Here is a 21,262-nt window from a genome sequence, read left to right as displayed (position 1 = left end):
CGCAAATTCTCCTTGCTGCGGTCGACATGGAAAATAGGCCAAAAATGCCCGGTCGGGTTGGCGGACTATAATGCTGCCCCATGGTTCAGCAAGTACGCGACAAGCCCCTTTCCCGCCCCGCCGATTTCCGCTCCGAGACGCTGACGGCCGATGCGCGCCGGTTGCGTGCCTTGTCGCGGGAACTGCAGCAGGCGGCCGGGCCGAAACGCGACAAGGTACAGGCCGACCTGGCTGCGTTGCTGATGGCGTCACGGACAGCGACGGCCGAACGGCGCGGCAAACTGCCCAAGCCGGAATTCCAGAGCGACCTGCCGGTCAACGAACGGCGTGCCGACATTGCCGAGCTGATCGCCAAAAACCAGGTGGTCATCGTCTGCGGCGAAACCGGCTCGGGCAAGACGACGCAGTTGCCGAAAATCTGCCTCGATCTCGGCATTGGCGCCCGCGGCCTGATCGGCCACACCCAGCCGCGCCGGCTGGCTGCCCGCTCGGTGGCGACGCGCCTAGCGCAGGAGCTGAAGACCCAGGTCGGCGCCGGGGTCGGCGTCAAGATCCGCTTCCACGACAAATCGACACCTGACAGCTGGGTCAAGCTGATGACCGACGGCATCCTGCTGGCCGAGTCGCAGTCCGACCCGTATTTGAACGCCTACGAGGCGATCATCATCGACGAGGCGCACGAGCGCAGCCTGAACATCGATTTCCTGCTCGGCTACCTGAAGCAACTGCTGCCCCGGCGGCCCGACCTGAAGCTGATCATCACCTCGGCGACCATCGACGCCGAGCGCTTCTCGCAGCATTTCAACGGCGCGCCGGTGATCGAAGTGTCCGGCCGGCTCTACCCGGTCGAAGTGCGTTACCGGCCGGTGGCGGATATCGACAAGAAGGACGACGAGCGCGACCTCTACGACGCGATTGTGGACGCTGCCGACGAACTGTCGCGCCTCGGCGCAGGCGACATTCTGGTCTTCCTGCCTGGCGAGCGGGAAATTCGCGAGGCGGCCGAAGCCTTGCGCAAGCACGCGCTGGCCCGGCCGGGGCTGAGCACGGCGCACGCGCCGGAAATCCTGCCGCTGTTCTCGCGCCTGTCGGCTGGCGATCAGGACCGCATCTTCAAGCCTTCCGGCGGCCAGCGGCGTATCGTGCTGGCCACCAACGTCGCCGAAACCTCGCTGACCGTGCCCGGCATCCGCTACGTGATCGACACCGGCCTGGCCCGCGTCAAGCGCTACTCCTACCGCAACAAGGTCGAGCAGCTGCAGGTCGAGCCGATTTCGCAGGCCGCGGCGCGCCAGCGGGCCGGCCGTTGCGGCCGAGTGGCGGCCGGCGTTTGCGTGCGGCTCTACGACGAGGCCGATTTCAACGCACGGGCGCCGTTCACCGATCCGGAAATCCTGCGCTCCTCCTTGGCCGGCGTGATCCTGCGCATGAAGTCGCTGAAGCTGACCGATGTCGAGAGCTTCCCGTTCATCGAACCGCCGCCGGCCAAGGCGATCAGCGACGGCTACGCCTTGCTGCAGGAACTCGGCGGGCTGGATGACGACAACCGCCTGACCAAGGTTGGCGACGCGCTGGCCAAATTGCCGCTCGACCCGCGCATCGGCCGCATGCTGGTCGCCGCCCGCGACCTCGGCTGCCTTAGCGAAGTGCTGATCATCGCTGCCGGGCTATCGACGCAGGATCCGCGCGAGCGGCCGCAGGAGCGCCAGCAGGCGGCCGACGAAAAGCACAAGCTGTTCGCCGACGAGAAATCGGAATTCCTCGGTTGGGTGAAGCTGTGGGGGTGGCTCAAGCAGGCGGTCGACCACAAAAAGTCGAACAAATCGCTGGTCGATACCTGCCACGCCCATTTCCTCTCCTACCTGCGCCTGCGCGAGTGGCGCGAGGTGCATGGCCAGCTGCACGCCATGGTCACCGAGCTGGGCTGGAAGGAAAACGACATCCCCGGCACCTACGACGCCGTCCACATGGCGCTGCTCTCCGGCCTGCTCGGCAACATCGGCTGCAAGTCCGACGAATCGGGCTACTACCTCGGGGCGCGCGGCATCCGCTACCTGATCCACCCCTCGTCGCCGCTGCAGAAAAAGGCCGGCAAGTGGATCATGGCGGCCGAGATCACCGAGACGACGCGGCTGTTCGGCCGCTGTGTGGCTCGCATCGAGGATGGCTGGATCGAGAAAGTGGGCGCTCACGTCATCAAGCGCCAGTACTTCGACCCGCATTGGGAAAAGAAGGCGATGCAGGTTGCCGGTTGGGAGCGTACGACGCTCTACGGCATCGTGATCAACCCGAAGCGGCGCATCCATTACGGGCCGCTGGCGCCGGCCGAGGCGCGCGAGATTTTCATCCGCCAGGGCCTGGTCGCCGAGGAAATCGACGAGAGTTTCGCCAAACGCTGGCCCTTCTTTCAGCACAACCAGAAGCAGATCCGCGACATCGAGAAGATCGAGCACAAGCAGCGCCGGCAGGACGTGCTGGTCGATGACGAGCTGATCTACGCCTTCTACGACTCGATCATTCCCGAAGGCATCCACAACGGTGCCACCTTCGACCACTGGCGCAAGACGGCCGAGCAGGAAAACCCGAAGCTACTCTTCCTGGCCAAGGACGACCTGATGCGCCATTCGGCGGCCGGCGTGACCACCGAAGCCTTCCCGCATCACCTCAAGGTCGGCGGCGTCGAATATGCGCTGAGCTACCACTTCGAGCCGGGTTCGCCGAAGGACGGCGTGACGCTGACCCTGCCGCTGGCGCAACTCAACCAGATTCCGGCCGCCCGCATGGAATGGCTGGTGCCCGGGCTGTTGAAGGAAAAGCTGGTGCAGCTGATCAAGACGCTGCCACAGAAAATCCGCGCCAAGCTGGTGCCGGTGCCGGAGTTCGTCGACGAGTTCATCGCCGCCACGGCCGGCAACGACAAGAAAATGAACCAGGGGCTGATCCCGCCGCTGATCGACTACATCCTCGAAGCGCGTGGCCTGAATGCGCGCGGCTGGGCGGTGACCCCCGACGCCTTCCGCCCCGATGTGCTGCCGCCGCATTTCTCGATGAACTACAAGCTGATCGACGAACATGGCCGGCAGCTGGACATGAACCGCAGCCTGGTCGCGCTGCGTGGCGAGTGGGGCAAGGAAGCGAAAGAAGAATTCGCCGAACTGCACGAAACGCCGTCCGAATACACGCAACTGACCGACTGGACCTTCGGCGAGCTGCCGGAACTGATGGAAGTGCCGGTCGGCAAGCAAACGGTGCTCGGCTACCCGGCGCTGGTCGACGACGGCGAAACGGTCAGCCTGAAGGTCTTCGATTCGGCCGAGGAAGCGGCCGACACCCACCGCAAGGGCCTGGCCCGGTTGTTCATGCTGCAGTTCCGCGAGCAGGTGAAGTACTTCGACAAGAACGTGCCGGGCATGAGCCAGATGGGCATGCAGTTCATGGCGCTGGGCACGACCGACGAACTGAAGCGGCAGATCGTCGACCTGACCTTCGAGCGCGCCTGCCTGACCGAGCCGCTGCCGACCACGCCGGAAGCCTTCAAGGCGCGCTGTGCAGAAGCCAAGGCGCGGCTCGGGCTGATCATGCAGGAGGTTTGCCGGCTGGTCGGCACCGTGTTGACCGAGTGGCAGGCGGTGAGCAAGAAACTGCCGGCCTTCAAGGCGCAGGCGGCGGCGGTCGCCGACATCGAGGCGCAACTGAAGCGACTGGTGGGCAAGCGTTTCGTCGTCGACACGCCTTTCGAACGCTTGCAGCAGTTCCCGCGCTACCTGAAGGCGATTGTCGTCCGTCTCGACAAGCTGAAAGCCAACCCGTCGCGCGATGCGCAGTTGATGGCCGACTACGGCCCGCTGTGGACCAACTACGAGCGCCGCGCCATCCAGCTGGCGAAAATGGGCACGGTCGACCCGCAGGTCGAGCAGTTCCGCTGGCTGCTCGAGGAGTTGCGCGTCGGCCTCTTCGCGCAGGAATTGCGGACGCCGGTGCCGGTCTCCGTGAAACGCCTGGAAAAACAATGGGAGGGAATCAGGCATGGGTGATGTCGTTCTCGCGCTGATGCGCACGCTGGGCAGCTTGCGCAACGGCCGCATCTGGGTGCATGTGCTGGCGCCGGCGCTGATCTCGCTGGTACTGTGGATCGCCCTGGCGGTCTGGGGCCTCGGTCAGATGGTCAACTGGCTGCTCGGGCACCAGCCCCTGACGCTGCTCGTCGCCTGGGGCGTCGCCTGGCTGGCGACGATCCTTGCCTACATGGGGGCCTGGATGGCGATCTTCGCGCTCGCCTACCTTACCGCCTCGTTGCTCGCGGCGCTCATCGTCATGCCGCTGCTGCTCAAGCATCTGGCGGAAGCCGATTACGCCGACGTGGCGGCGATGGGCAAGGACAGCTTCGCGGCCGCTGCGGTCAACAGCCTGGGAGCGTCGATTCTGTTCGTCGCCGGCTGGCTGCTGACCCTGCCGCTGTGGATCATTCCCGGGCTCTCGCTGATCCTGCCGCTGCTGCTGATGGCCTGGTACAACCGGCGCACCTTCGCCTACGACGCGCTGTCGATGCATGCCAGCGAATCCGAATGGAAGGCGCTGCGCCCGCAAACCAAATGGCCGATGTTCATGCTCGGCCTGACCATGGCGCTGCTCGCCCACGTCCCGCTGCTGGGGCTGCTGGTGCCGGCGCTGGCGGCGCTATCATTCGTTCATTTCGGGCTGGAGGCGCTGCGCCGTTCGCGCGGCGGCGCCGTCGTCACCATCGAGGGAGAAGGACCATGAGCCGCAGCTTCGGCGCCATCATCATCGGCGACGAAATTCTGTCCGGCAAGCGCCAGGACAAGCATTTCGCCAAGATCGCCGAACTGCTCGCCGCGCGCGGCCTGCGCCTGTCCTGGGTCGAATACCTGGGCGACGACCGCCGGCGCCTGAGCGAAACCTTCCGGCGCACGATGGCGGCCGGCGACGTCGTCTTTTCCTGCGGCGGCATCGGCAACACGCCCGACGACCACACCCGGCAGGCCGTCGCCGCGGCGCTCGGCGTCGAACTCGAACTCCACCCGGAAGCCTACGAGGAGCTGAAGATCCGCTTCGCCGGCGAGGAGATCACCGACCAGCGCCGGCTGCTGGTCACCTTTCCGGCCGGCGTGCGGATGATCCCCAACCCGTTCAACCGGATCGCCGGCTTCATGGTCAACGACCATTACTTCGTACCCGGCTTTCCGCAGATGGCGCATCCGATGATCGAATGGGCGCTCGATACCTTCTACCGCAACGAGTTCCAGCCGGTCGCCGGCAAGGTCGAGAAGGCCTTCCTGCTGACCGGCCCGACCGCCTACGAAAGCGCCCTGCTCGACCTGATGGACCGCATCGTCAGGAACTACCCGACGCTGCGCCTGTTTTCGCTGCCCTCGCTGGTCGGCAAGGAACGCAGGCACCTCGAACTCGGGGTCGAGGGTGAGCCGGCGCTGGTTGACCTGGCCATGGCGGAAATCCGCCAGGAGGTCGAAAAGCGCGGCATCGCCTGGACCTGGCGGCCCTAGCCGGCAGCTGCGGTCGACGTAAAAAAACCCGCGAAATTCGCGGGTTCTTTCTTGCCACCTGCAGCGACCGGGATTACTTGGTCTTCTTGGCGGCCGTGACGGCCTTGCCGGTGGCCGAGGAAGCGGCCTTGATGTTGGCTTCGGCGACGTCGGACAGCTGCTTGGCCATCGAGGTCATGTTGTCGAAAGCCTTGGTCGATGCGTTGAGCATGGACTGCATGGTCGCCGCGAACACGTCGCCACCGACCGGAGCCGAGCCCTTGGCCTGCTCGACGGCGCTGGCAGCGCTCTTGGTAAAGCTGCTGTACTGGCTTTCCATGACCGAAGTGACTTCCTTCTGCATGCTGCTGACCAGGTCATAGACGCTGCGGGAATAATCCATCAGCTTGTCGACGTTCGGCTTGGCCAGTTCGCTGTTCAGCTTGGCGACGTCGTTGGCATCCTTGGCACTCAAAAGCTGCTGGGCGTTGGCGACCGTATTATTGAAAAACTCGCGCGAGGCAGCCATGTTGAGGGCGGTCAGGCGCTCGACGCCGTTGAAAGCGGTGCGCAGCAGAGCCATCATCACTTCGGCGTTGGCCTTCTGGGCGGCAGCCAGTTGTTCCATGTTCGGTTTGCTCATCATCTTCTCCAGTCTGGTTTTTGGGTGTGGATGAAACAAGGCCCCCGCGGTAGCGGAGGCCCTTTACTGCTGATTACTTCTTCTTGCCGGTGGCGGCGGTCGCGCCGACAGCCTTGACGGTGGCGTTGGTCGCGGCGGCAACGTTGGCTTCGGCGATCTCGGCAACCTGCTTGGCAGCCTTGTTCATGTTGTCGAAGGCGGAGGTCGCGGCAGCGATGGCGCTCTTGACGGCAGCGACGGCAACGTCGGAACCGGCCGGAGCGGACTTGGCAGCCTTGTCGAGCAGGCCGGCGACGGTCTTCTGGAAGTCGGCGAACTGGGCTTCGATCATCTTGGACAGCTCTTCCTGGGTCTGAGCGGAGATCTCATACACGGAACGGGAGTAGGCAACGGCCTTCTCGACGTTCGGCTGGGCCAGAGAAGCCTGGATGGACAGGGCTTCCTGGACGTCCTTGGCACCCATCAGGGCCTTGGCGCCGGAAACGGAATCTTCCATCACGGAACGGGCGGTGTTCAGGTTCAGGGCGGCGATGCGCTCGGCGGAAGCCAGGGCGGTGTTGGCCACGGACAGCAGGGAGTCGACGGTAGCCTTGTTGGCGGCAGCGAATTGCTCAGGGGTGGTAAACATAGTGGAATCTCCTAAATTGAAAGTTAATGCAAAACTGGATCAACCGTTGCAGCGCCCACATCGATTTGTTGCACTGCACCATGCGCACCATTATAGGGATCGCATTCCGAATGTCAAGCAGTTTTGTGCACTGCACCAATTTATTTTTGGGTTATTCAAATCAGCAACTTATACTCATTCCCGAGACGCTTGAGCGCGCACCATTGTGCGCCGTAACCCGGCAAAAATCCATCACTTTCCGGGAGGCGAAGACGTCGTTCCGGCAGATGGCTTGAGCTCCAGGCGCTGGCCGCCATCGGCCGGCTGATCGCCCTGCGCGGTCTTGTTCTTCGGCTGGATGATCGCCCGCACCCGCGCCGGCTGGCCCTTCGCATCGTTGCTCTTGCCGGCCGTCACCAGATACTTTTCGCTGATCGCGTCGTACCAGATGTAGTCACCCCTGACCTGATCCTCGCCGCTCTTGACCCAGGCCCGGTGGAAGAGCTCGGCGACTTCGGTATTGGTGTTGTACTCGATGCGCTCCGCTTCGCCTTCGATGTATTCCTCGCGCCCCTCGCGCTTCTGCCGGATGCGCGCCAGGCCATCCTTGCCCCCCGTCGCCACGCCCTTCTGGAAGCCGTAGCGGTCCTCGGTGACGACCACGCGGTCGGCCTTGAGCACCATCGTCCCCTTGATCAGGACGACGTCGCCTTCGAGAATCTGGATCTTCTTGGCATCGTCGATCGAGATGCGGTTGGCCTCCAGCTGCAGCGGCTTGTCGCGGTCGGCCCGTTCGGCGAACGCGGGCAGGCTCAGGGAGGCGAGGAGCAACAGGAAGACGGGACGGAGGTTCATTTTTTTGCTCGGCGTGGATAGGACAGGCCGGTGACCTGTGATTGCAGCTCGAAGGTTGAGGTGTTGTTGTCCAGATGCATGCCGACCCCCTTGACCCAGGATTTGTCCTCGGTGATCACCACCGGACTCTGGGTGAAGGCGATGCCGTCGTCGGGCCGGACGGTCAGGTCGGGCATGCGGGCGACCAGTTCGGGACGCTCCGCCGTCGCAGCCCGGGCGGCCTTGACGTCGTCCCACAGGAAGATCGTCTGGCCCTTGCTGCTGACCTTGGCGTTCTTGCCAGACAGCGTCAATGCCGGGGCGTTCGGCCGGTAGTGGATGAGCGTCGGCGATGTCAGTTGCGACGTATCGTCGTCGGGAAAATGCGTCAGGTAGGGCGCCGTCAGGCGGTACTTGACCCGCCCCTGTTCGTCGAACTGGCGTACCAGGAAATTTTCCGCGATGGCGTCCGGATCGTGGCGCAGCTTTCCGTCCTGCACGGTCTCGACCGGCGCCACCGCCCGTTGCAGCCAGAAGCTGAGCCCCGCCAACAGGGCGAGCAGGACGATGACGAAGAGCTGGCTCGACCCGTATCTCATCGTGGCTCGAGATAATCCGCGAACAGGCCGTCGAGGCGTCCCTGGGCGGCGAGGATGAATTCGGCCGCCTCGCGGACCGCGCCATGGCCGCCGGCGGCGTCGGTCACCGCATGGGCGCGCTCGCGGACCAGCGGCCGCGCATTGGCCGGCGCGATCGCCAGCCCGCACTGCGCCATCACCCGCAGATCGATCAGGTCGTCGCCCATGAAGGCGCAATCCGCCCAGTGCAGGTCGAGCCTGGCCAGCAGTTCGCCGACCGTCGCCTGCTTGTCGCCGACGCCCTGGAAGACGTAGGCGATGCCGAGATCGGCGGCGCGAGCGGCAACGACGCCCGACGTGCGCCCGGTGACGATCGCCAGCTCGATGCCGGCGCGCTGCAGGAGCTTCAGCCCGAGGCCGTCCTGGACGTTGAAGGTCTTCATCTCGCGGCCGTCGTCGGTATAGTGCAGACCGCCGTCGGTCATCACGCCGTCGATGTCGAAGGCAATCAGCCTGATGCGGCTGGCGCGGGTCCGGGTATCCATCAGATCACCTTGGCCGTGAACAGGTCGTGCATGTTGAGGGCACCGAGCAACCGGCCGTCCGGTCCGGTCACCAGCAGGGCGTTGATCCGGTAGCGCTCCATCATTTCCACCGCCTCGACCGCCAGGCGCTCGGGAGCGATCGTCCGCGGACCGGCGTGCATGACGCTGGCGATGGACGCGGACTGCAGGTCGACGCGCTTCTCGAAGGCGCGGCGCAGGTCGCCGTCAGTGAAGATGCCGAGCACCCGCCCGGCGTCGTCGACGATCGCCACGAGGCCGAGGCCGCCGCGCGACATGGCGAGGATGGCATCGGTCACCCCGGCCTGCGGCGCGACGGTCGGCACGCTGTCGCCGGCGCGCATGACATCGCTGACATGCGTCAGCAGGCGCCGGCCGAGCGAGCCGCCCGGGTGAGAGCGGGCGAAATCGTCCGGCCCGAAGCCGCGCGCATCGAGCAGCGCGACGGCGAGGGCATCGCCGAGGGCCAGCGCTGCCGTCGTGCTGGCGGTCGGCGCCAGGTTGTGCGGGCAGGCCTCCTGGGCGACGCCGGCATCGAGGTGCACATCGGCCTCGCGCGCCAGCGTCGAGGAGGCGACGCCGGTCATGGCGATCAGCCGCGCCCCCTGCCGCTTGACCAGCGGCACGATGCGCAGCAGCTCTTCCGATTCGCCGGAATTCGACAGCGCGAGAAGCACGTCGTCGCGGGTGATCATGCCGAGGTCGCCGTGGCTGGCTTCGGCCGGGTGCACGAAATAGGCAGGTGTGCCGGTGCTGGCCATGGTCGCCGCGATCTTGCGCGCCACATGCCCGGATTTGCCCATCCCGCTGACGATCAGGCGACCGTGGCAACCGAGGATCAGCTCGACCGCCGCCACGAAGTCGCCGTTTATCCGTGCCACCAGCGCGTCGACCGCAGCAGCCTCGATGCTCAGCGTCTGGCGGCCCAGCGCCAGCGCGCGTTCAGGCGAGAATTGATGGGAGGCGGAGCTTGGGCTCATGGGCGGGCTGCGGTTATGATGCCCCAAGTATACCTGACTTAGCGAAACGGCCTTGAGCGCGCTCTCCCTCGTTCTCCTGCTTCTTGGCGCCTCGGTGCTCGCGGTGGTGATCTTCCGTCGCTTCAACCTGCCGCCGGTCCTCGGCTACCTGCTGGTCGGTAGCGTCATCGGACCGCATGCGCTGAACCTGATGCACGACGTGCATCGCGCCGAATATCTCGCCGAGTTCGGCGTCGTCTTCCTGATGTTCTCGATCGGCCTCGAGTTTTCGCTGCCCAAGCTTTACGCCATGAAGCGCATCGTCTTCGGGCTCGGCCTGTTGCAGGTCGTCGTCAGCATGGCGCTGATCACCGGCCTCGCCATGCTGTTCGGCATCAGCTGGCAACTGGGTATCGCCCTCGGCGGCGTGTTCGCCATGTCGTCGACGGCGGTGCTCACCAAGTTGCTGGCCGAGCGCATGCAGCTCGATTCGGTGCACGGACGCGAGATCATGGGCGTCCTGCTGTTCCAGGACCTGGCGGTGGTGCCGCTGCTGGTGCTGATCCCCTCGTTGACCCAACCGCCGGAAAAACTGGCGATGCTGCTCGGCATCGCGCTGGTCAAGGCCGTCGTCGCCCTTGCCGTGATCCTCGTCTTCGGCCAGCGGCTGATGCGCAAGTGGTTCCATTTCGTCGCCCGCGCCAAGTCCTCGGAGGTGTTCATCCTCAACGTGCTGCTGATCACGCTGAGCCTCGCCACGCTGACCGAACTGGCCGGCCTGTCGCTGGCGCTGGGGGCCTTCGTCGCCGGCATGCTGATTTCCGAAACCGAGTACCGCCTGCAGGTGGAGGAGGACATCAAGCCCTTCCGCGACGTACTGATGGGCCTCTTCTTCGTGACCATCGGCGTCAAGCTCGACCTCCACATCCTGGTCGGTCTCTGGTGGCAGGTGCTGCTGGCCCTCGGCGGCCTGCTGCTAGTCAAGAGCGCGGTCGTCGGCCTGCTCTCGTGGCGCCTCGGGTCGACGCCGGGCAACGCCATCCGCTCGGCGCTCTGGCTGTGCGCCGGCGGCGAGTTCGGCTTCGTCCTGCTCGGCGAAATCACCCGCATGCCGAAAGCCATCGAGCAGGTGGCGCTAACCGCCCTCGTCCTTTCCATGCTGATCGCGCCCTTCATCGTGCAGTACAGCGAGAAGCTGGTCATGCGCTTCGTCGCCGGCGAATGGCTGCTGCGTTCGATGCAATTGACGCAGATCGCCGCCCAGTCGATGGGTACCGAAAAGCACGCGATCCTCTGCGGCTTCGGGCGCAACGGTCAATACCTGGCGCGTTTTCTCGCCCAGGAGGGAATCAACTACATCGCCCTCGACCTTGACCCGGATCGCGTGCGCGAAGCTGCCGCCGGCGGCGAAACCGTCGTCTTCGGCGATGCCGGGCGCAAGGAAGCGCTGATCGCGGCCGGCCTGATGCGCGCCAGCGTCGCCATCGTGACGGTCAGCGACACGCCGCTCGCCGAGAAGATACTCTTCCACATCCAGGCCCTGCGCCCGGAGATCCCGGTTATCGTCCGCACGGCGGACGAACGCGACATCGCGCGCCTGTCACGCGCCGGCGCCACCGAAGTCGTTCCCGAGGCGCTTGAAGCCAGCCTGATGCTGGCATCGCACGCGCTCGTCCTGCTCGGCATCCCGCTCAATCGCGTGCTGAAGCGCATCCGCCAGACACGCTCGCAACGCTACAGCCTGTTGCGCGGCTTCTACCGCGGCGCCAGCGACCACGACCTCGACGAAGCCGACGACCATCACCAGCCGCGCCTGCACTCGGTGCTCCTTGGCCCCGGCTCGGGATCCATCGGGCGCACCCTCGACCAACTCAACCTCGATCAACTGGGCTGCGAAGTCAGCGCCATTCGTCGCCGCGGCATCCGCGCCGTCGAACCCGCCCCGGAAACGCGGCTCGAGGAAGGCGACGTCGTCGTCGTTCTCGGCAATCCGGAAGCGATATCTGCGGCCGAGGAAAGACTGCTGCAAAAATGAAAAAAGCCCGCCGAGGCGGGCTTGAAATGGATTCCCTGCTGATCAGAGCGATTTGCAGACCACATACACGGTGCTGCCATCATCGACATAGGCGACGTTAGCGGCGAGCGCAGTGTCCAGAGCTGCGGGATTGTTCGTCCCACGCACCTGACCGGTTCCGGGCCTGCCGTCATCGAACTGGGAATCGATCGCACTGGCGATCTTGCCCAGCAGGTTCGTCGAGCAAATGGTCAGCCCGGCCAGACCGAGGGCGCCATTCTGGGCCTGAAGTATACCGCCGCCTGCATTCTGCGGAGAGAGGACGCTGGCCGAATCCCCACCGACGAAGCCGGCGAGGCGCAGATGCTGCCAGAAGCGGCAATTTTCCAGACCGGCATTGCCAGCAGCGGAGCAATCGATCACCGCCGCCACGCCGTTGGCGCCGACCGCACCGTTCCCATTGCCGGAGACGGTGGCCGGATTGAGCCAGCGCCCGGCAGCCTGATCGTCATCGCCAGGGAATTTCTTGAAACGGTCCTGGTAGCCATAGACCGCCGCCGACATGCCGGTCAGGTCATTGGCGACGTTCTTGATCTTGGCCTGGGTGATCAGTTCCTGCCCCTTCAGCACGCCGCCGAGCAACAGGCCGATAATTACCAGTACGATGGCGATTTCGACGAGGGTAAAGCCGCCTTGGTTGTTTTTCATGTCATTCTCCGGTTGAATCTGTCTGGCTTACCCTCCGCAAGGTCCGTGCCAACCAAAAATACCCAAAAATTGCCCCTGCAGCCCCGAAAACACCTTTGCAACCTGTCGAAATATCGACAGTTGTCGAAAACATGAACACCACCGACACTCCCATCTCCCTCCCCTGGTGGTCGCGCCGCCCGCATTTTCTGCTTGCCGGCCACCTCCTGCTGCTGCACGCCCTGGCCTTCGGCGGCTGGAAGCTGCCGGACGTGCGCATCCTGTGGTTCGTCGCGCTCGGCCTGTTCCTGATCTGGCAGCCGTTCGTCGCCGGCGAGCGGCGGATGAACCTGCGCCAGGGCGGCGTGGTGCTCGGCATCGCGCTGGCCTCGACGTGGCTGCTCGGCCCCTGGCTGATGCTGATCTGGTGCGGCGCGCTGGCGGCTGTGATCGGCGGCCGGGTGCTGTGGACCAGCCAGCGCATTGAACGGGCCGGCTACCTCCTCGCCTTCGGCTACCTGGTCTGCCTGATCATTTTCGGCGTCGTCCCGGAAATCTCCCCGACCGTCGTCCTCGCCCCGCTGCCGCGCGACGCCATCGCCCGCTACATGCCGGTCCTGCTCCTCGTCCTGCTGCTCTTCCCGGCGCACCCGCTGCGCCGCCAGGCCGGCGACGCCTTCGACCTGTTCTACGGCATGCTGGTCTTCCTCGCCCTCGCCGTCTTCGTGCTCGGCGCCCTCGCCTTCACGCTGGTCGGCGGCGTCAGCTATGTCGAGGCGCTGGCCAAGACGTCGCTGACCATCGCGGCGGCGCTGCTGGTGCTGGCATGGGCATGGAACCCGCGCGGCGGCTTTTCGGGCGTCGGCTCAGCGCTCTCGCGCTACCTGCTGTCGGTCGGCCTGCCGCTGGAACAATGGCTGATCCATCTCGCCGAGACCAGCGAGCGCGAGACGCACCCAGTGCGGTTTCTGGCGGCAGCGCTCGAGCAGCTTGATCGCATGCCCTGGGTCGTTGGCTGCCGCTGGCAGGCTGGCGCCGAAACCGGCGAATTCGGTACGCCCTCCGCCCACAGCCAGGACTATCGCCGCAACGACGTCGCCCTCACCGTCTTTTTCCGTTACGCCCCGTCACCCGCCATGTGCTGGCACGTGGAATGGCTGCTGCGCCTGGCCACCGAGTTCTACCTGGTCAAGTTCCAGACGCACGAACTGCAGCGCATGGGCTACCTGCAGGCGGTCTATGAAACCGGCGCCCGCGTCACGCACGACGTCAAGAACCTGCTGCAGTCACTGCAGACCCTGTGCTACGCGGCAGCCCAGCCCGGTGACCCAGCCGCCGTCGCGCAACTGCTGGCGCGCCAGTTGCCGCAGATCGCCGAGCGCCTCAAATCCACCCTCGACAAGCTGCAGCGCCCGCAGACCGAGGACACCCGGACGATTTCCGCGGCTGCATGGTGGGATCGCCTGCAGGAACGCCACGCCGGCGACAGCCTCACCTGGGAGGAGGAACTCCACGGCGACGCCGAGCTGCCGAGCGCCCTGTTCGACAGCATCGCCGAAAACCTGCTGCAGAACGCGCTGACCAAGCGCCAGCGCGAGAGCGGCCTCGAAATATCGGTCAAACTGGCGGTCGACCGCAACCGTGCCCGATTCAGCGTGCACGACAACGGTCAGCCGGTCGCTCCGGGTCTGGTCGAGTCGCTGCTGCAGGCCCCCGTCCAGTCCGCCTACGGACTGGGCATCGGCCTCTACCACGCGGCACGGCAGGCCGAGGAAACGGGTTATTCGCTTCGCCTGGCCGAGAACCAGCCGGGCGCGGTGTGCTTCACGCTGACGCCGCGGAGCTGACTGCGGCGACCGGCGACGGGTCGGCGCGCGGCCCGAGCAGGCAATAGACCGGGGTGTTGCCCTTGCCCTTCAGGTGGATGATCTGCGGTGCCTTGAACTCGAAGCACTCCGCCAGCCGCCGATAGGTCGTCTCGTCCACGTGGACCATGCCCGGTACCCCTTCGCTGGTGATGCGGCTGGCCAGATTGACGGTATCGCCCCACAGGTCGTAGATGAATTTCTTCTTGCCGACGACGCCGGCCACCACGGGCCCGGTGCCGATGCCGATGCGCACTTCAAGGTGCAGGCTATTGACCTCGAAGTCGGTACGCAGCAAGTCGCGCATGGCGAGCGCCAGCTCGGCGATCGCCTGCGTGTAGCCGCCCTGCTCGTTGTTCAGCCCGCCGGCCACCATGTAGGCGTCGCCGATGGTCTTGATCTTTTCCATGCCGAACTGTTCGGCCAGCTCGTCGAAGGAGGAAAATATGCGGTTGAGCATGGCGAAGACCTGCTGCGGCGACATGCCCTCGGCCAGCTTGGTGAAATTGACGATGTCTACGAACATCACCGTCACGTCGGCGAAGCCGTCGGCGATGGTCTGCTTCTCGTACTTCAGGCGTTCGGCGATCGGGCCGGGCAGGATGTTGAGCAACAGGCGCTCGGAGCGCTCCTGCTCGTCCTGCAACAGGCGGTGCGTCTCCTCCAGGCTGGCCTGGGCCTTGGCCTTCTCCTGCGTCGAATAGCGCAGCAACAGATAGACGATGGTCGACACCGCGGCGAAATTGAGCGCGAAGAAGAAGACGCTGACGCGAATCGGCACGCGCGACGCGGTGGCCGCAAAACTGTCGGCCAGGAAGTAGTCGAAGAAGCCGGAGAGCGCGGTCAGAAAGAGGTAGGCGAAGAACCATGCGGCGGATTCGCGCACGCCAAAGAACAGCACGGCGCCGATCGGCGCCAGCAGGCCCCACAGGCTGATGCCGCTGGCCGTGATGAAGTTGCCGATGCTCCACTGCACGACGAAAGGCATGAAGAGAAACAACGCCAGCTGCGAATAGCGAAAGAAGCTGAAGTTGCCGCTCTTGAGGAAGAACACCAGGTTGGAAACCAGCAGCAGCTGGAAAACGAACGGCGCCGTGGACGAAAATTGCGGCCCCATCTGCCAGTAGAGGAAAAGCCACAGCATCGACCCGAGCGAGACGAGACCGGTGGCGAAGATCAGCAGCGATTTCTTCAGGCGTGTTTCGGCGTCGTCATCCGGGTTGAAACCCGCGGTACTGAGCGCGCGAAACAAGGTAGGCTGAGGCTGGTTCATGGCATCCCTGCCGTCGGAACGACGGTACGCAATCAGTTTGGCAGTCGTCAACGGCGCCGTCAATAAGCCGCCGACATGACCGGGAGGTCAGGAAAACAGGCGCGCCAGCTCTTCGCCGGGCGACGGGGCGCGCATGAAGGCCTCGCCGACCAGGAAGGTTTCGACCTGGTTGGCGCGCATCAGCGCCACGTCTTCCGGCTTCAGGATACCGCTTTCGGCAACCACGATGCGCTCGGCCGGGATGCGTGGCAGCAGGTCGAGCGTCGTCTGCAGCGTGACCTCGAAGGTGCGCAGGTTGCGGTTGTTGATGCCGAGCAGCGGCGTCTGCAACTGTAGCGCGACATCGAGTTCCTCGCCGTCATGGACCTCGACCAGCACTGCCATGCCGTAGCCATGCGCCTGCGCTTCCAGCGCCTGCATTTCAGCGAGCGACAGGCAGGCGGCGATGAGCAGGATGCAGTCGGCGCCCATCGCCCGCGCCTCGGCGACCTGGTAAGCATCGACCATGAAGTCCTTGCGTAGCACCGGCAGTTCGCATGCGGCGCGGGCGGCCTGCAAGTAGTCCGGGCAGCCCTGGAAATACTGGCGGTCGGTCAGCACCGACAGGCAGGCAGCACCGTGCGCGGCATAGCTGCGGGCGATTTCGGCCGGCTGGAAGTCGGGGCGGATGACGCCTTTCGACGGGCTCGCCTTCTTGATTTCGGCAATGACGGCCGGCCGACCGCAACCGATCTTGCGGCGGATGGCGCCGACGAAATCGCGCGGCGCCGGCTGGGTCGCGGCTTCGGCCTCGACGGCGGCGAGCGGCTTGACGGCTTGTGCGGCAGCGATTTCCTCGCGCTTGGTGGCGACGATCCGGTCGAGAATGTCGGCCATTACTTCGCCAGCCGCTGCGTGCATTCGACGAACTGCGCCAGCTTGGCGCGCGCGGCGCCGCTGGCAATGGCTTCGCGCGCCCGGACGATGCCGTCGCCGATGCTGGCGGCGACGTTGGCGACGTAGAGCGCGGCGCCGGCGTTCAGGCAGACGATCTCGCGCGCGGCGCCCGGCTTGTTGTCGAGGGCGCCGAGCAGCATGGCCTTCGACTCCTCGGCGCTGCCGACGCGCAGGTTGCGCAGCGACAGCATCTGCAGGCCGAAGTCCTCGGGATGCACCTCGTATTCGCGCACCTCGCCATCCTTCAGCTCACCGACCAGGGTCGCCGCGCCGAGCGAGATCTCGTCGAGGTTGTCCTTGCCGTGCACGACCAGCACGCGCTCGGCGCCGAGGCGCTGCATGACGCGGACCTGGATGCCGACAAGATCGGGATGGAAGACGCCCATCAGCGTGTTCGGCGCGCTCGCCGGGTTGGTCAGCGGTCCGAGGATGTTGAAGATGGTGCGCACCCCCATTTCACGGCGCACCGGCGCGACGTGCTTCATCGCGCTGTGATGGCTCGGCGCGAACATGAAGCCGATGCCGGTTTCGGCGATGCAGGCGGCGACCTGTTCCGGCGACAGCATGATGTTGGCGCCGAGCGCTTCCAGCACGTCGGCGCTGCCCGAACTCGACGACACGCTGCGCCCGCCGTGCTTGGCCACCTTGGCGCCGGCGGCCGCGGCGACGAAGATCGAGGTGGTCGAGATGTTGAAGCTGTGCGCCGAATCGCCGCCGGTGCCGACGATGTCGACGAAACGGTTGTCGTAAGGCACATCCACCTTGGTGGACAGCTCGCGCATGACGCTGGCGGCAGCGGCGATCTCGCCGATGGTTTCCTTCTTGACGCGCAACCCGGTGACGATGGCAGCGATCATGACCGGCGTCACTTCGCCGCCCATGATCTGGCGCATCAGCGAGACCATTTCGTCATGGAAAATTTCGCGGTGTTCGATGACACGCTGAAGGGCGGCTTGGGGGGTCATTTCTTGAATTCGTCCAGGAAGTTCTTGAGCAGGTCGTGACCGCGTTCGGTCAGGATGGATTCGGGGTGGAACTGCACGCCCTCGACGGCCAGCGTCTTGTGGCGGACGCCCATGATCTCGCCGTCGTCGGTCCAGGCGGTGATGTCGAGGCAGTCGGGCAGTGTCTCGCGCTCGATGGCCAGCGAGTGGTAGCGGGTACAGGTCAGCGGGTTGGGCAGGCCCTTGAAGACGCCGACATCCTTGTGGCGCACCGGCGACACCTTGCCGTGCATCAGTTGCTTGGCGTGCACGATCCTGCCGCCGAAGGCTTCGCCGATCGCCTGGTGGCCGAGGCAGACGCCAAGCAGCGGAATCTTGCCGGCGAACTCGCGGATCGCCGCCAGCGAGATGCCGGCCTGAGCCGGGGCGCAGGGGCCGGGCGAAATCACCAGATACTCGGGTTTGAGGCGGGCGATGTCGGCGACGCCGATGGCATCGTTGCGGTAAACCTGCACCTCCTGCCCCAACTCGCCGAAATACTGGACGATGTTGTAGGTGAAGCTGTCGTAATTGTCGATCATCAGCAGCATGCTGTTGATTCCTTGCCTGTTTCGTGAGCCCCTGATTCTACATTAAAGGCCCACTGCACAGCCGGGCGGGGGCTTTTCGATTAAAATGCCGCCTTTACCGCCGGATTCGCTTATGAACGCCGCCCATACCGTCCCGCCGCACGCGCTTTCCATCGTCGTCCCGTTCTACAACGAGGAAGACAACATCGCGCCGCTGGTCAAGCGCGTGCATGAAGCGTTGACCGGCTACGAGAATCCGTGGGAACTGGTGCTGGTCGACGACGGCAGCAGCGACGCGACGGTCGAGCGCGCCCTGCAGTCGGCGAAGGAATACGGCCCGCATGTGCGCATCGTCGAGCTGACGCGCAACTTCAAGCAGACCGCCGCCATGCAGGCCGGCATCGACGCGGCGCGCGGCGATGTGATCGTGACCATGGACGGCGACCTGCAGAACGACCCGATCGACATTCCGCGCATGGTCGCCCGCCTGTTGAACGAAGACCTCGACCTGGTCGCCGGCTGGCGCCAGAACCGCCAGGACGGCCTGGTGCTGCGCAAGATCCCCTCGAAGATCGCCAACAAGCTGATCGCCCGCATGACCGGCGTCAAGCTGCGCGACTACGGCTGCAGCCTCAAGGCCTTCCGCGGCGACGTCATCAAGCGCGTCCGCCTGTATGGTGAAATGCACCGCTTCATCCCGGCCTGGCTGGCCACCGTGACGACGCCGCGCCGCATCGCGCAGGAACCGACGACGCACCACGCGCGCACTGCCGGCGTCTCCAAGTACGGCATCTCGCGCACCTTCCGCGTCATCCTCGACCTCATCGCGGTGTTCTTCTTCATGCGCTTCCGTGCCCGCCCCGGGCATTTCTTCGGCAGCATCGGGCTGGCCCTGACCGCGCTTTCCGGCCTCGTGTTGGCCTGGCTGGCGTGGGTAAAGTTCGGCCTCGGCAATCCGATCGGCGGCCGCCCGGCGCTGATCGTCGGCATCGGCGGCCTGATCGCCGGCGTCCATTTCATCACCACCGGCGTGCTCGCCGAACTGCTCGCCCGCATCTACTTCGAGTCCGGCACCATCCGCTCCTATTCGGCGCGCCCGGAGACCCCGCTGGCCGCCGATGAAGGCTGGCACAGGCCGGCGTGACGGCTGTTGCGGTCGACGCCGGAATTTACGAGAAATCCGGCGGCAAGATCCTGCTCGGCCTGACGGCCCTCCTGCTCGCCTGGCGCTTCTGGGTCGTTCCGCGCATGGGCGTCACGCTCTACGTCGACGAGGCGCAATACTGGACCTGGGCGCAGCACCTCGACTGGGGCTATTTCTCCAAGCCACCCGGCGTCGCGGCGCTGATCGCCCTGTCCACCACGCTGTTCGGCGACGGCCTGCTCGGCGTCAAGGCGCTGGCCATGCTCTGCTACCCGCTCGCCGCCGCCGCCTGCTGGGCCATCGCCCGCCGCCTCTACGACGCGCGCGTCGCCTTCTGGTCGGCACTGGCCGTGCTGACCCTGCCGATCTTCGCCTGGCTCGGCCTCTTCGTCTCGACCGACGCCCTGCTCACCCTGTTCTGGGCGCTGGCGCTGTGGGCCTACCTGCGTGCGCTGGACAGCGACGCCTGGGGCGACTGGCTGCTGCTCGGCGCCATCTGCGGCCTCGGCCTGCTCTCCAAATACACGATGGCCGCCTGGCTGGGTGCCGCCTTCCTGCACCTGCTGGCCTTCCACCGCCGCCGCCTGGCATCGCCCAAACCGTGGCTGGCCACCGGGGTGGCGCTGCTCATCCTCGGACCGAACCTGGGGTGGAACGTCGCCCACGATTTCCCGACCCTGAAGCACACCGCTGACATCACCGTGAACCGCAAGGCCGGCGGCGGCCTGAAGGCGCTAGGCGAATTCTGGGCGGCGCAATGGGGCGCCTTCGGACCGGTGCTCGGCAGCGTTTTTTTCATCCTGCTCTTTCAGGTGCGCAAGAGCTGGTCCGACGAGCGCACGCGGCTCCTGCTGTGGTTCGCCCTGCCGCTGTGGGCGGTCGTCTCGGCGCAGGCCTTCAAGAGCACCGCCAACGCCAACTGGGCGGCGCCGGCCTTCGCGCCGGCCGCCATCGCTGTAGTCGCCTGGCTGCTGCAGCGCGGCAGGCAGCGGCTGCTGATCGCCGGCATCGCGCTCAACATCGCCCTGATCGGCGTCGCCTACCATTGGCCGCTGGTGCTTGCGGCGGTCGACGGCCAAAAACAGGCAAAAATGAATTTCTACGCCCGCGCCCAGGGCTGGGACGACCTCGGCCGGCAACTGACGCCGCTGCTGCAGGCCTACCCCGACGCCGTGCTGATCGCCGACAACCGCACCCTCCTCGCCCACATGCTCTACGAAGTGCGCGACCTGCGGCGACCGGCCGCCAGCTGGAACCCGGCCGGCATCGCCAGCGACCACTACAAACTGACCACCGACCTGCGCCCGTGGCTCGGCCGCGACGCCATCCTGATCCGCGAAGACCCGATCGACGAGGAGTTCACCCGCCGTTTCGCCAGCAGCGAACAACTCGCCGCGCTGCAGGCGCCGCTGCCGGGCGAACAGTCGCGCACCATGAACGTCTATCTGCTCCGTGACTTCAAGGGCTACTGAATTTCGCCTCGCGCTGCTCGCGTTCGGCCTGCTGGCCGTGCTCTTCGTCGCCTTCCCGCAGCTCGACCTGGCGGCCAGCGGCCTGTTCTACCGGGGTGACGGGCAGTGGCTGCTGAACAACGAATCGTGGTGGCTGAAAATCCCCTACCGCGGCCTGCCGCGCGTCGGCCAGGGGTTGCTGGTCGTGCTGCTGGCGCTCCTGCTGCTCAGCTTCTGGCACCGTTTCCCCGGGCTCAAGGCGCGCCGCGCGGTGATCGGCTTCATGCTCGCCGGCGGGCTGCTTGGCCCGATCCTGCTGGTCGACGCGACGCTGAAGGAACATTCGGGGCGGACGCGCCCGGTCAATACGGTGAATTTCGGCGGCAGCAAGCAGTTCACGCCGGCCTTCATCCCGGCCGACCAGTGCGCCAAGAACTGCTCCTTCGTCAGCGGCCACGTCGCCACCGCCTCCTTCATCATGGCCTTCGGCTGGCTCGGCGCGCCGGCCGTGCGCCGCCGCTGGCTGCTCGCCAGCATCGCCTTCGGCGGCCTCTTCGCGCTGGTGCGCATGGTGCCGGGCGGCCACTTCCTGTCCGACACCATCTTCGCCTGGTTCGCCACCTACTTCAGCCTGTGGGTCACCGAATGGCTGTTCCGCAAGGCAGGCTGGCTACCGACGGCGCAGCAAGCCTGA

At 65.6% G+C, this 21,262-nt stretch carries 19 protein-coding genes; 8 read left to right on the top strand and 11 right to left on the bottom strand.

Annotated features, from left to right (window positions below):
• The first annotated feature begins 80 nt into the window (after nt 1-80).
• The 3 genes from hrpA to GH660_RS05100 are packed head-to-tail and all read left to right on the top strand — an operon-like array spanning nt 81 to nt 5,522.
• Nucleotides 81-4,034, top strand: coding sequence for an ATP-dependent RNA helicase HrpA (hrpA, locus tag GH660_RS05110; RefSeq protein ID WP_228276369.1), 3,954 nt, complete (start codon nt 81-83; stop codon nt 4,032-4,034).
• Nucleotides 4,027-4,761: an EI24 domain-containing protein gene (locus tag GH660_RS05105; protein WP_153145523.1), complete on the top strand. Its 735-nt coding sequence runs from the start codon at nt 4,027-4,029 to the stop codon at nt 4,759-4,761. The genes hrpA and GH660_RS05105 overlap by 8 nt, the downstream gene beginning before the upstream one ends.
• Complete coding sequence (locus GH660_RS05100) at nt 4,758-5,522, top strand: molybdopterin-binding protein (RefSeq protein ID WP_153145522.1); 765 nt, start codon at nt 4,758-4,760, stop codon at nt 5,520-5,522. The genes GH660_RS05105 and GH660_RS05100 overlap by 4 nt, the downstream gene beginning before the upstream one ends.
• 73 nt (nt 5,523-5,595) lie before the next feature.
• Here the strand turns inward: GH660_RS05100 and GH660_RS05095 are convergent, their stop codons facing one another.
• The 6 genes from GH660_RS05095 to GH660_RS05070 all read right to left on the bottom strand — a co-directional run bounded on the left by GH660_RS05095 (nt 5,596) and on the right by GH660_RS05070 (nt 9,706).
• A complete protein-coding gene (locus GH660_RS05095; protein ID WP_153145521.1) occupies nt 5,596-6,144 on the bottom strand; it encodes a phasin family protein in 549 nt (182 codons plus the stop codon).
• Between the two features lie 73 nt (nt 6,145-6,217).
• Nucleotides 6,218-6,772: a phasin family protein gene (locus GH660_RS05090; RefSeq protein WP_153145520.1), complete on the bottom strand. Its 555-nt coding sequence runs from the start codon at nt 6,770-6,772 to the stop codon at nt 6,218-6,220.
• 231 nt (nt 6,773-7,003) lie between these two features.
• Complete coding sequence (gene lptA, locus GH660_RS05085; protein WP_153145519.1) at nt 7,004-7,606, bottom strand: lipopolysaccharide transport periplasmic protein LptA; 603 nt, start codon at nt 7,604-7,606, stop codon at nt 7,004-7,006.
• On the bottom strand, nt 7,603-8,184 hold the full coding sequence (lptC, locus tag GH660_RS05080; protein ID WP_153145518.1) for an LPS export ABC transporter periplasmic protein LptC: 582 nt from the start codon (nt 8,182-8,184) through the stop codon (nt 7,603-7,605). The genes lptA and lptC overlap by 4 nt, the downstream gene beginning before the upstream one ends.
• The gene (locus GH660_RS05075) at nt 8,181-8,708 is read right to left on the bottom strand and encodes an HAD family hydrolase (protein WP_153145517.1); all 528 of its coding nucleotides are present in this window, start codon (nt 8,706-8,708) and stop codon (nt 8,181-8,183) included. Before GH660_RS05075 ends, lptC begins: the two co-directional genes overlap by 4 nt.
• Nucleotides 8,708-9,706: an SIS domain-containing protein gene (locus GH660_RS05070; RefSeq protein WP_153145516.1), complete on the bottom strand. Its 999-nt coding sequence runs from the start codon at nt 9,704-9,706 to the stop codon at nt 8,708-8,710. Before GH660_RS05070 ends, GH660_RS05075 begins: the two co-directional genes overlap by 1 nt.
• A gap of 52 nt (nt 9,707-9,758) precedes the next feature.
• Between GH660_RS05070 and GH660_RS05065 the strand changes: the two genes are divergently transcribed.
• On the top strand, nt 9,759-11,720 hold the full coding sequence (locus GH660_RS05065) for a monovalent cation:proton antiporter family protein (protein ID WP_153145515.1): 1,962 nt from the start codon (nt 9,759-9,761) through the stop codon (nt 11,718-11,720).
• Nucleotides 11,721-11,762: 42 nt separating this feature from the next.
• On the opposite strand, the gene GH660_RS05060 is transcribed toward GH660_RS05065, so the two are convergent.
• Nucleotides 11,763-12,407: a prepilin-type N-terminal cleavage/methylation domain-containing protein gene (locus GH660_RS05060; protein WP_153145514.1), complete on the bottom strand. Its 645-nt coding sequence runs from the start codon at nt 12,405-12,407 to the stop codon at nt 11,763-11,765.
• A gap of 131 nt (nt 12,408-12,538) precedes the next feature.
• On the opposite strand from GH660_RS05060, the gene GH660_RS05055 reads away from it, so the two are divergent.
• On the top strand, nt 12,539-14,233 hold the full coding sequence (locus GH660_RS05055) for an ATP-binding protein (RefSeq protein WP_153145513.1): 1,695 nt from the start codon (nt 12,539-12,541) through the stop codon (nt 14,231-14,233).
• Here the strand turns inward: GH660_RS05055 and GH660_RS05050 are convergent.
• The 4 genes from GH660_RS05050 to GH660_RS05035 all read right to left on the bottom strand — a co-directional run bounded on the left by GH660_RS05050 (nt 14,211) and on the right by GH660_RS05035 (nt 17,994).
• A complete protein-coding gene (locus GH660_RS05050; protein ID WP_153145512.1) occupies nt 14,211-15,524 on the bottom strand; it encodes an adenylate/guanylate cyclase domain-containing protein in 1,314 nt (437 codons plus the stop codon). The two genes, GH660_RS05055 and GH660_RS05050, sit on opposite strands and share 23 nt — an antisense overlap.
• 87 nt (nt 15,525-15,611) lie before the next feature.
• On the bottom strand, nt 15,612-16,400 hold the full coding sequence (gene trpC / locus GH660_RS05045) for an indole-3-glycerol phosphate synthase TrpC (RefSeq protein ID WP_153145511.1): 789 nt from the start codon (nt 16,398-16,400) through the stop codon (nt 15,612-15,614).
• The gene (trpD, locus tag GH660_RS05040; RefSeq protein WP_153145510.1) at nt 16,400-17,425 is read right to left on the bottom strand and encodes an anthranilate phosphoribosyltransferase; all 1,026 of its coding nucleotides are present in this window, start codon (nt 17,423-17,425) and stop codon (nt 16,400-16,402) included. Before trpD ends, trpC begins: the two co-directional genes overlap by 1 nt.
• The gene (locus GH660_RS05035; protein ID WP_153145509.1) at nt 17,422-17,994 is read right to left on the bottom strand and encodes an aminodeoxychorismate/anthranilate synthase component II; all 573 of its coding nucleotides are present in this window, start codon (nt 17,992-17,994) and stop codon (nt 17,422-17,424) included. The genes trpD and GH660_RS05035 overlap by 4 nt, the downstream gene beginning before the upstream one ends.
• 112 nt (nt 17,995-18,106) lie before the next feature.
• Between GH660_RS05035 and GH660_RS05030 the strand changes: the two genes are divergently transcribed.
• From GH660_RS05030 to GH660_RS05020, 3 genes are read left to right on the top strand one after another with little or no spacing between them, the layout of a single operon-like run.
• Nucleotides 18,107-19,117, top strand: a complete 1,011-nt coding sequence (locus GH660_RS05030; RefSeq protein WP_153145508.1) for a glycosyltransferase family 2 protein — start codon at nt 18,107-18,109, stop codon at nt 19,115-19,117.
• On the top strand, nt 19,114-20,589 hold the full coding sequence (locus tag GH660_RS05025) for a glycosyltransferase family 39 protein (RefSeq protein ID WP_153145507.1): 1,476 nt from the start codon (nt 19,114-19,116) through the stop codon (nt 20,587-20,589). Before GH660_RS05030 ends, GH660_RS05025 begins: the two co-directional genes overlap by 4 nt.
• Nucleotides 20,570-21,262, top strand: a complete 693-nt coding sequence (locus tag GH660_RS05020) for a phosphatase PAP2 family protein (protein ID WP_153145506.1) — start codon at nt 20,570-20,572, stop codon at nt 21,260-21,262. Before GH660_RS05025 ends, GH660_RS05020 begins: the two co-directional genes overlap by 20 nt.

This window comes from Dechloromonas sp. H13 (assembly GCF_009469615.1).
GTDB lineage: Bacteria > Pseudomonadota > Gammaproteobacteria > Burkholderiales > Rhodocyclaceae > Azonexus.
Note: the sequence above shows the minus strand (reverse complement) of the source record. Positions and strands in the feature narration are given on the sequence as shown.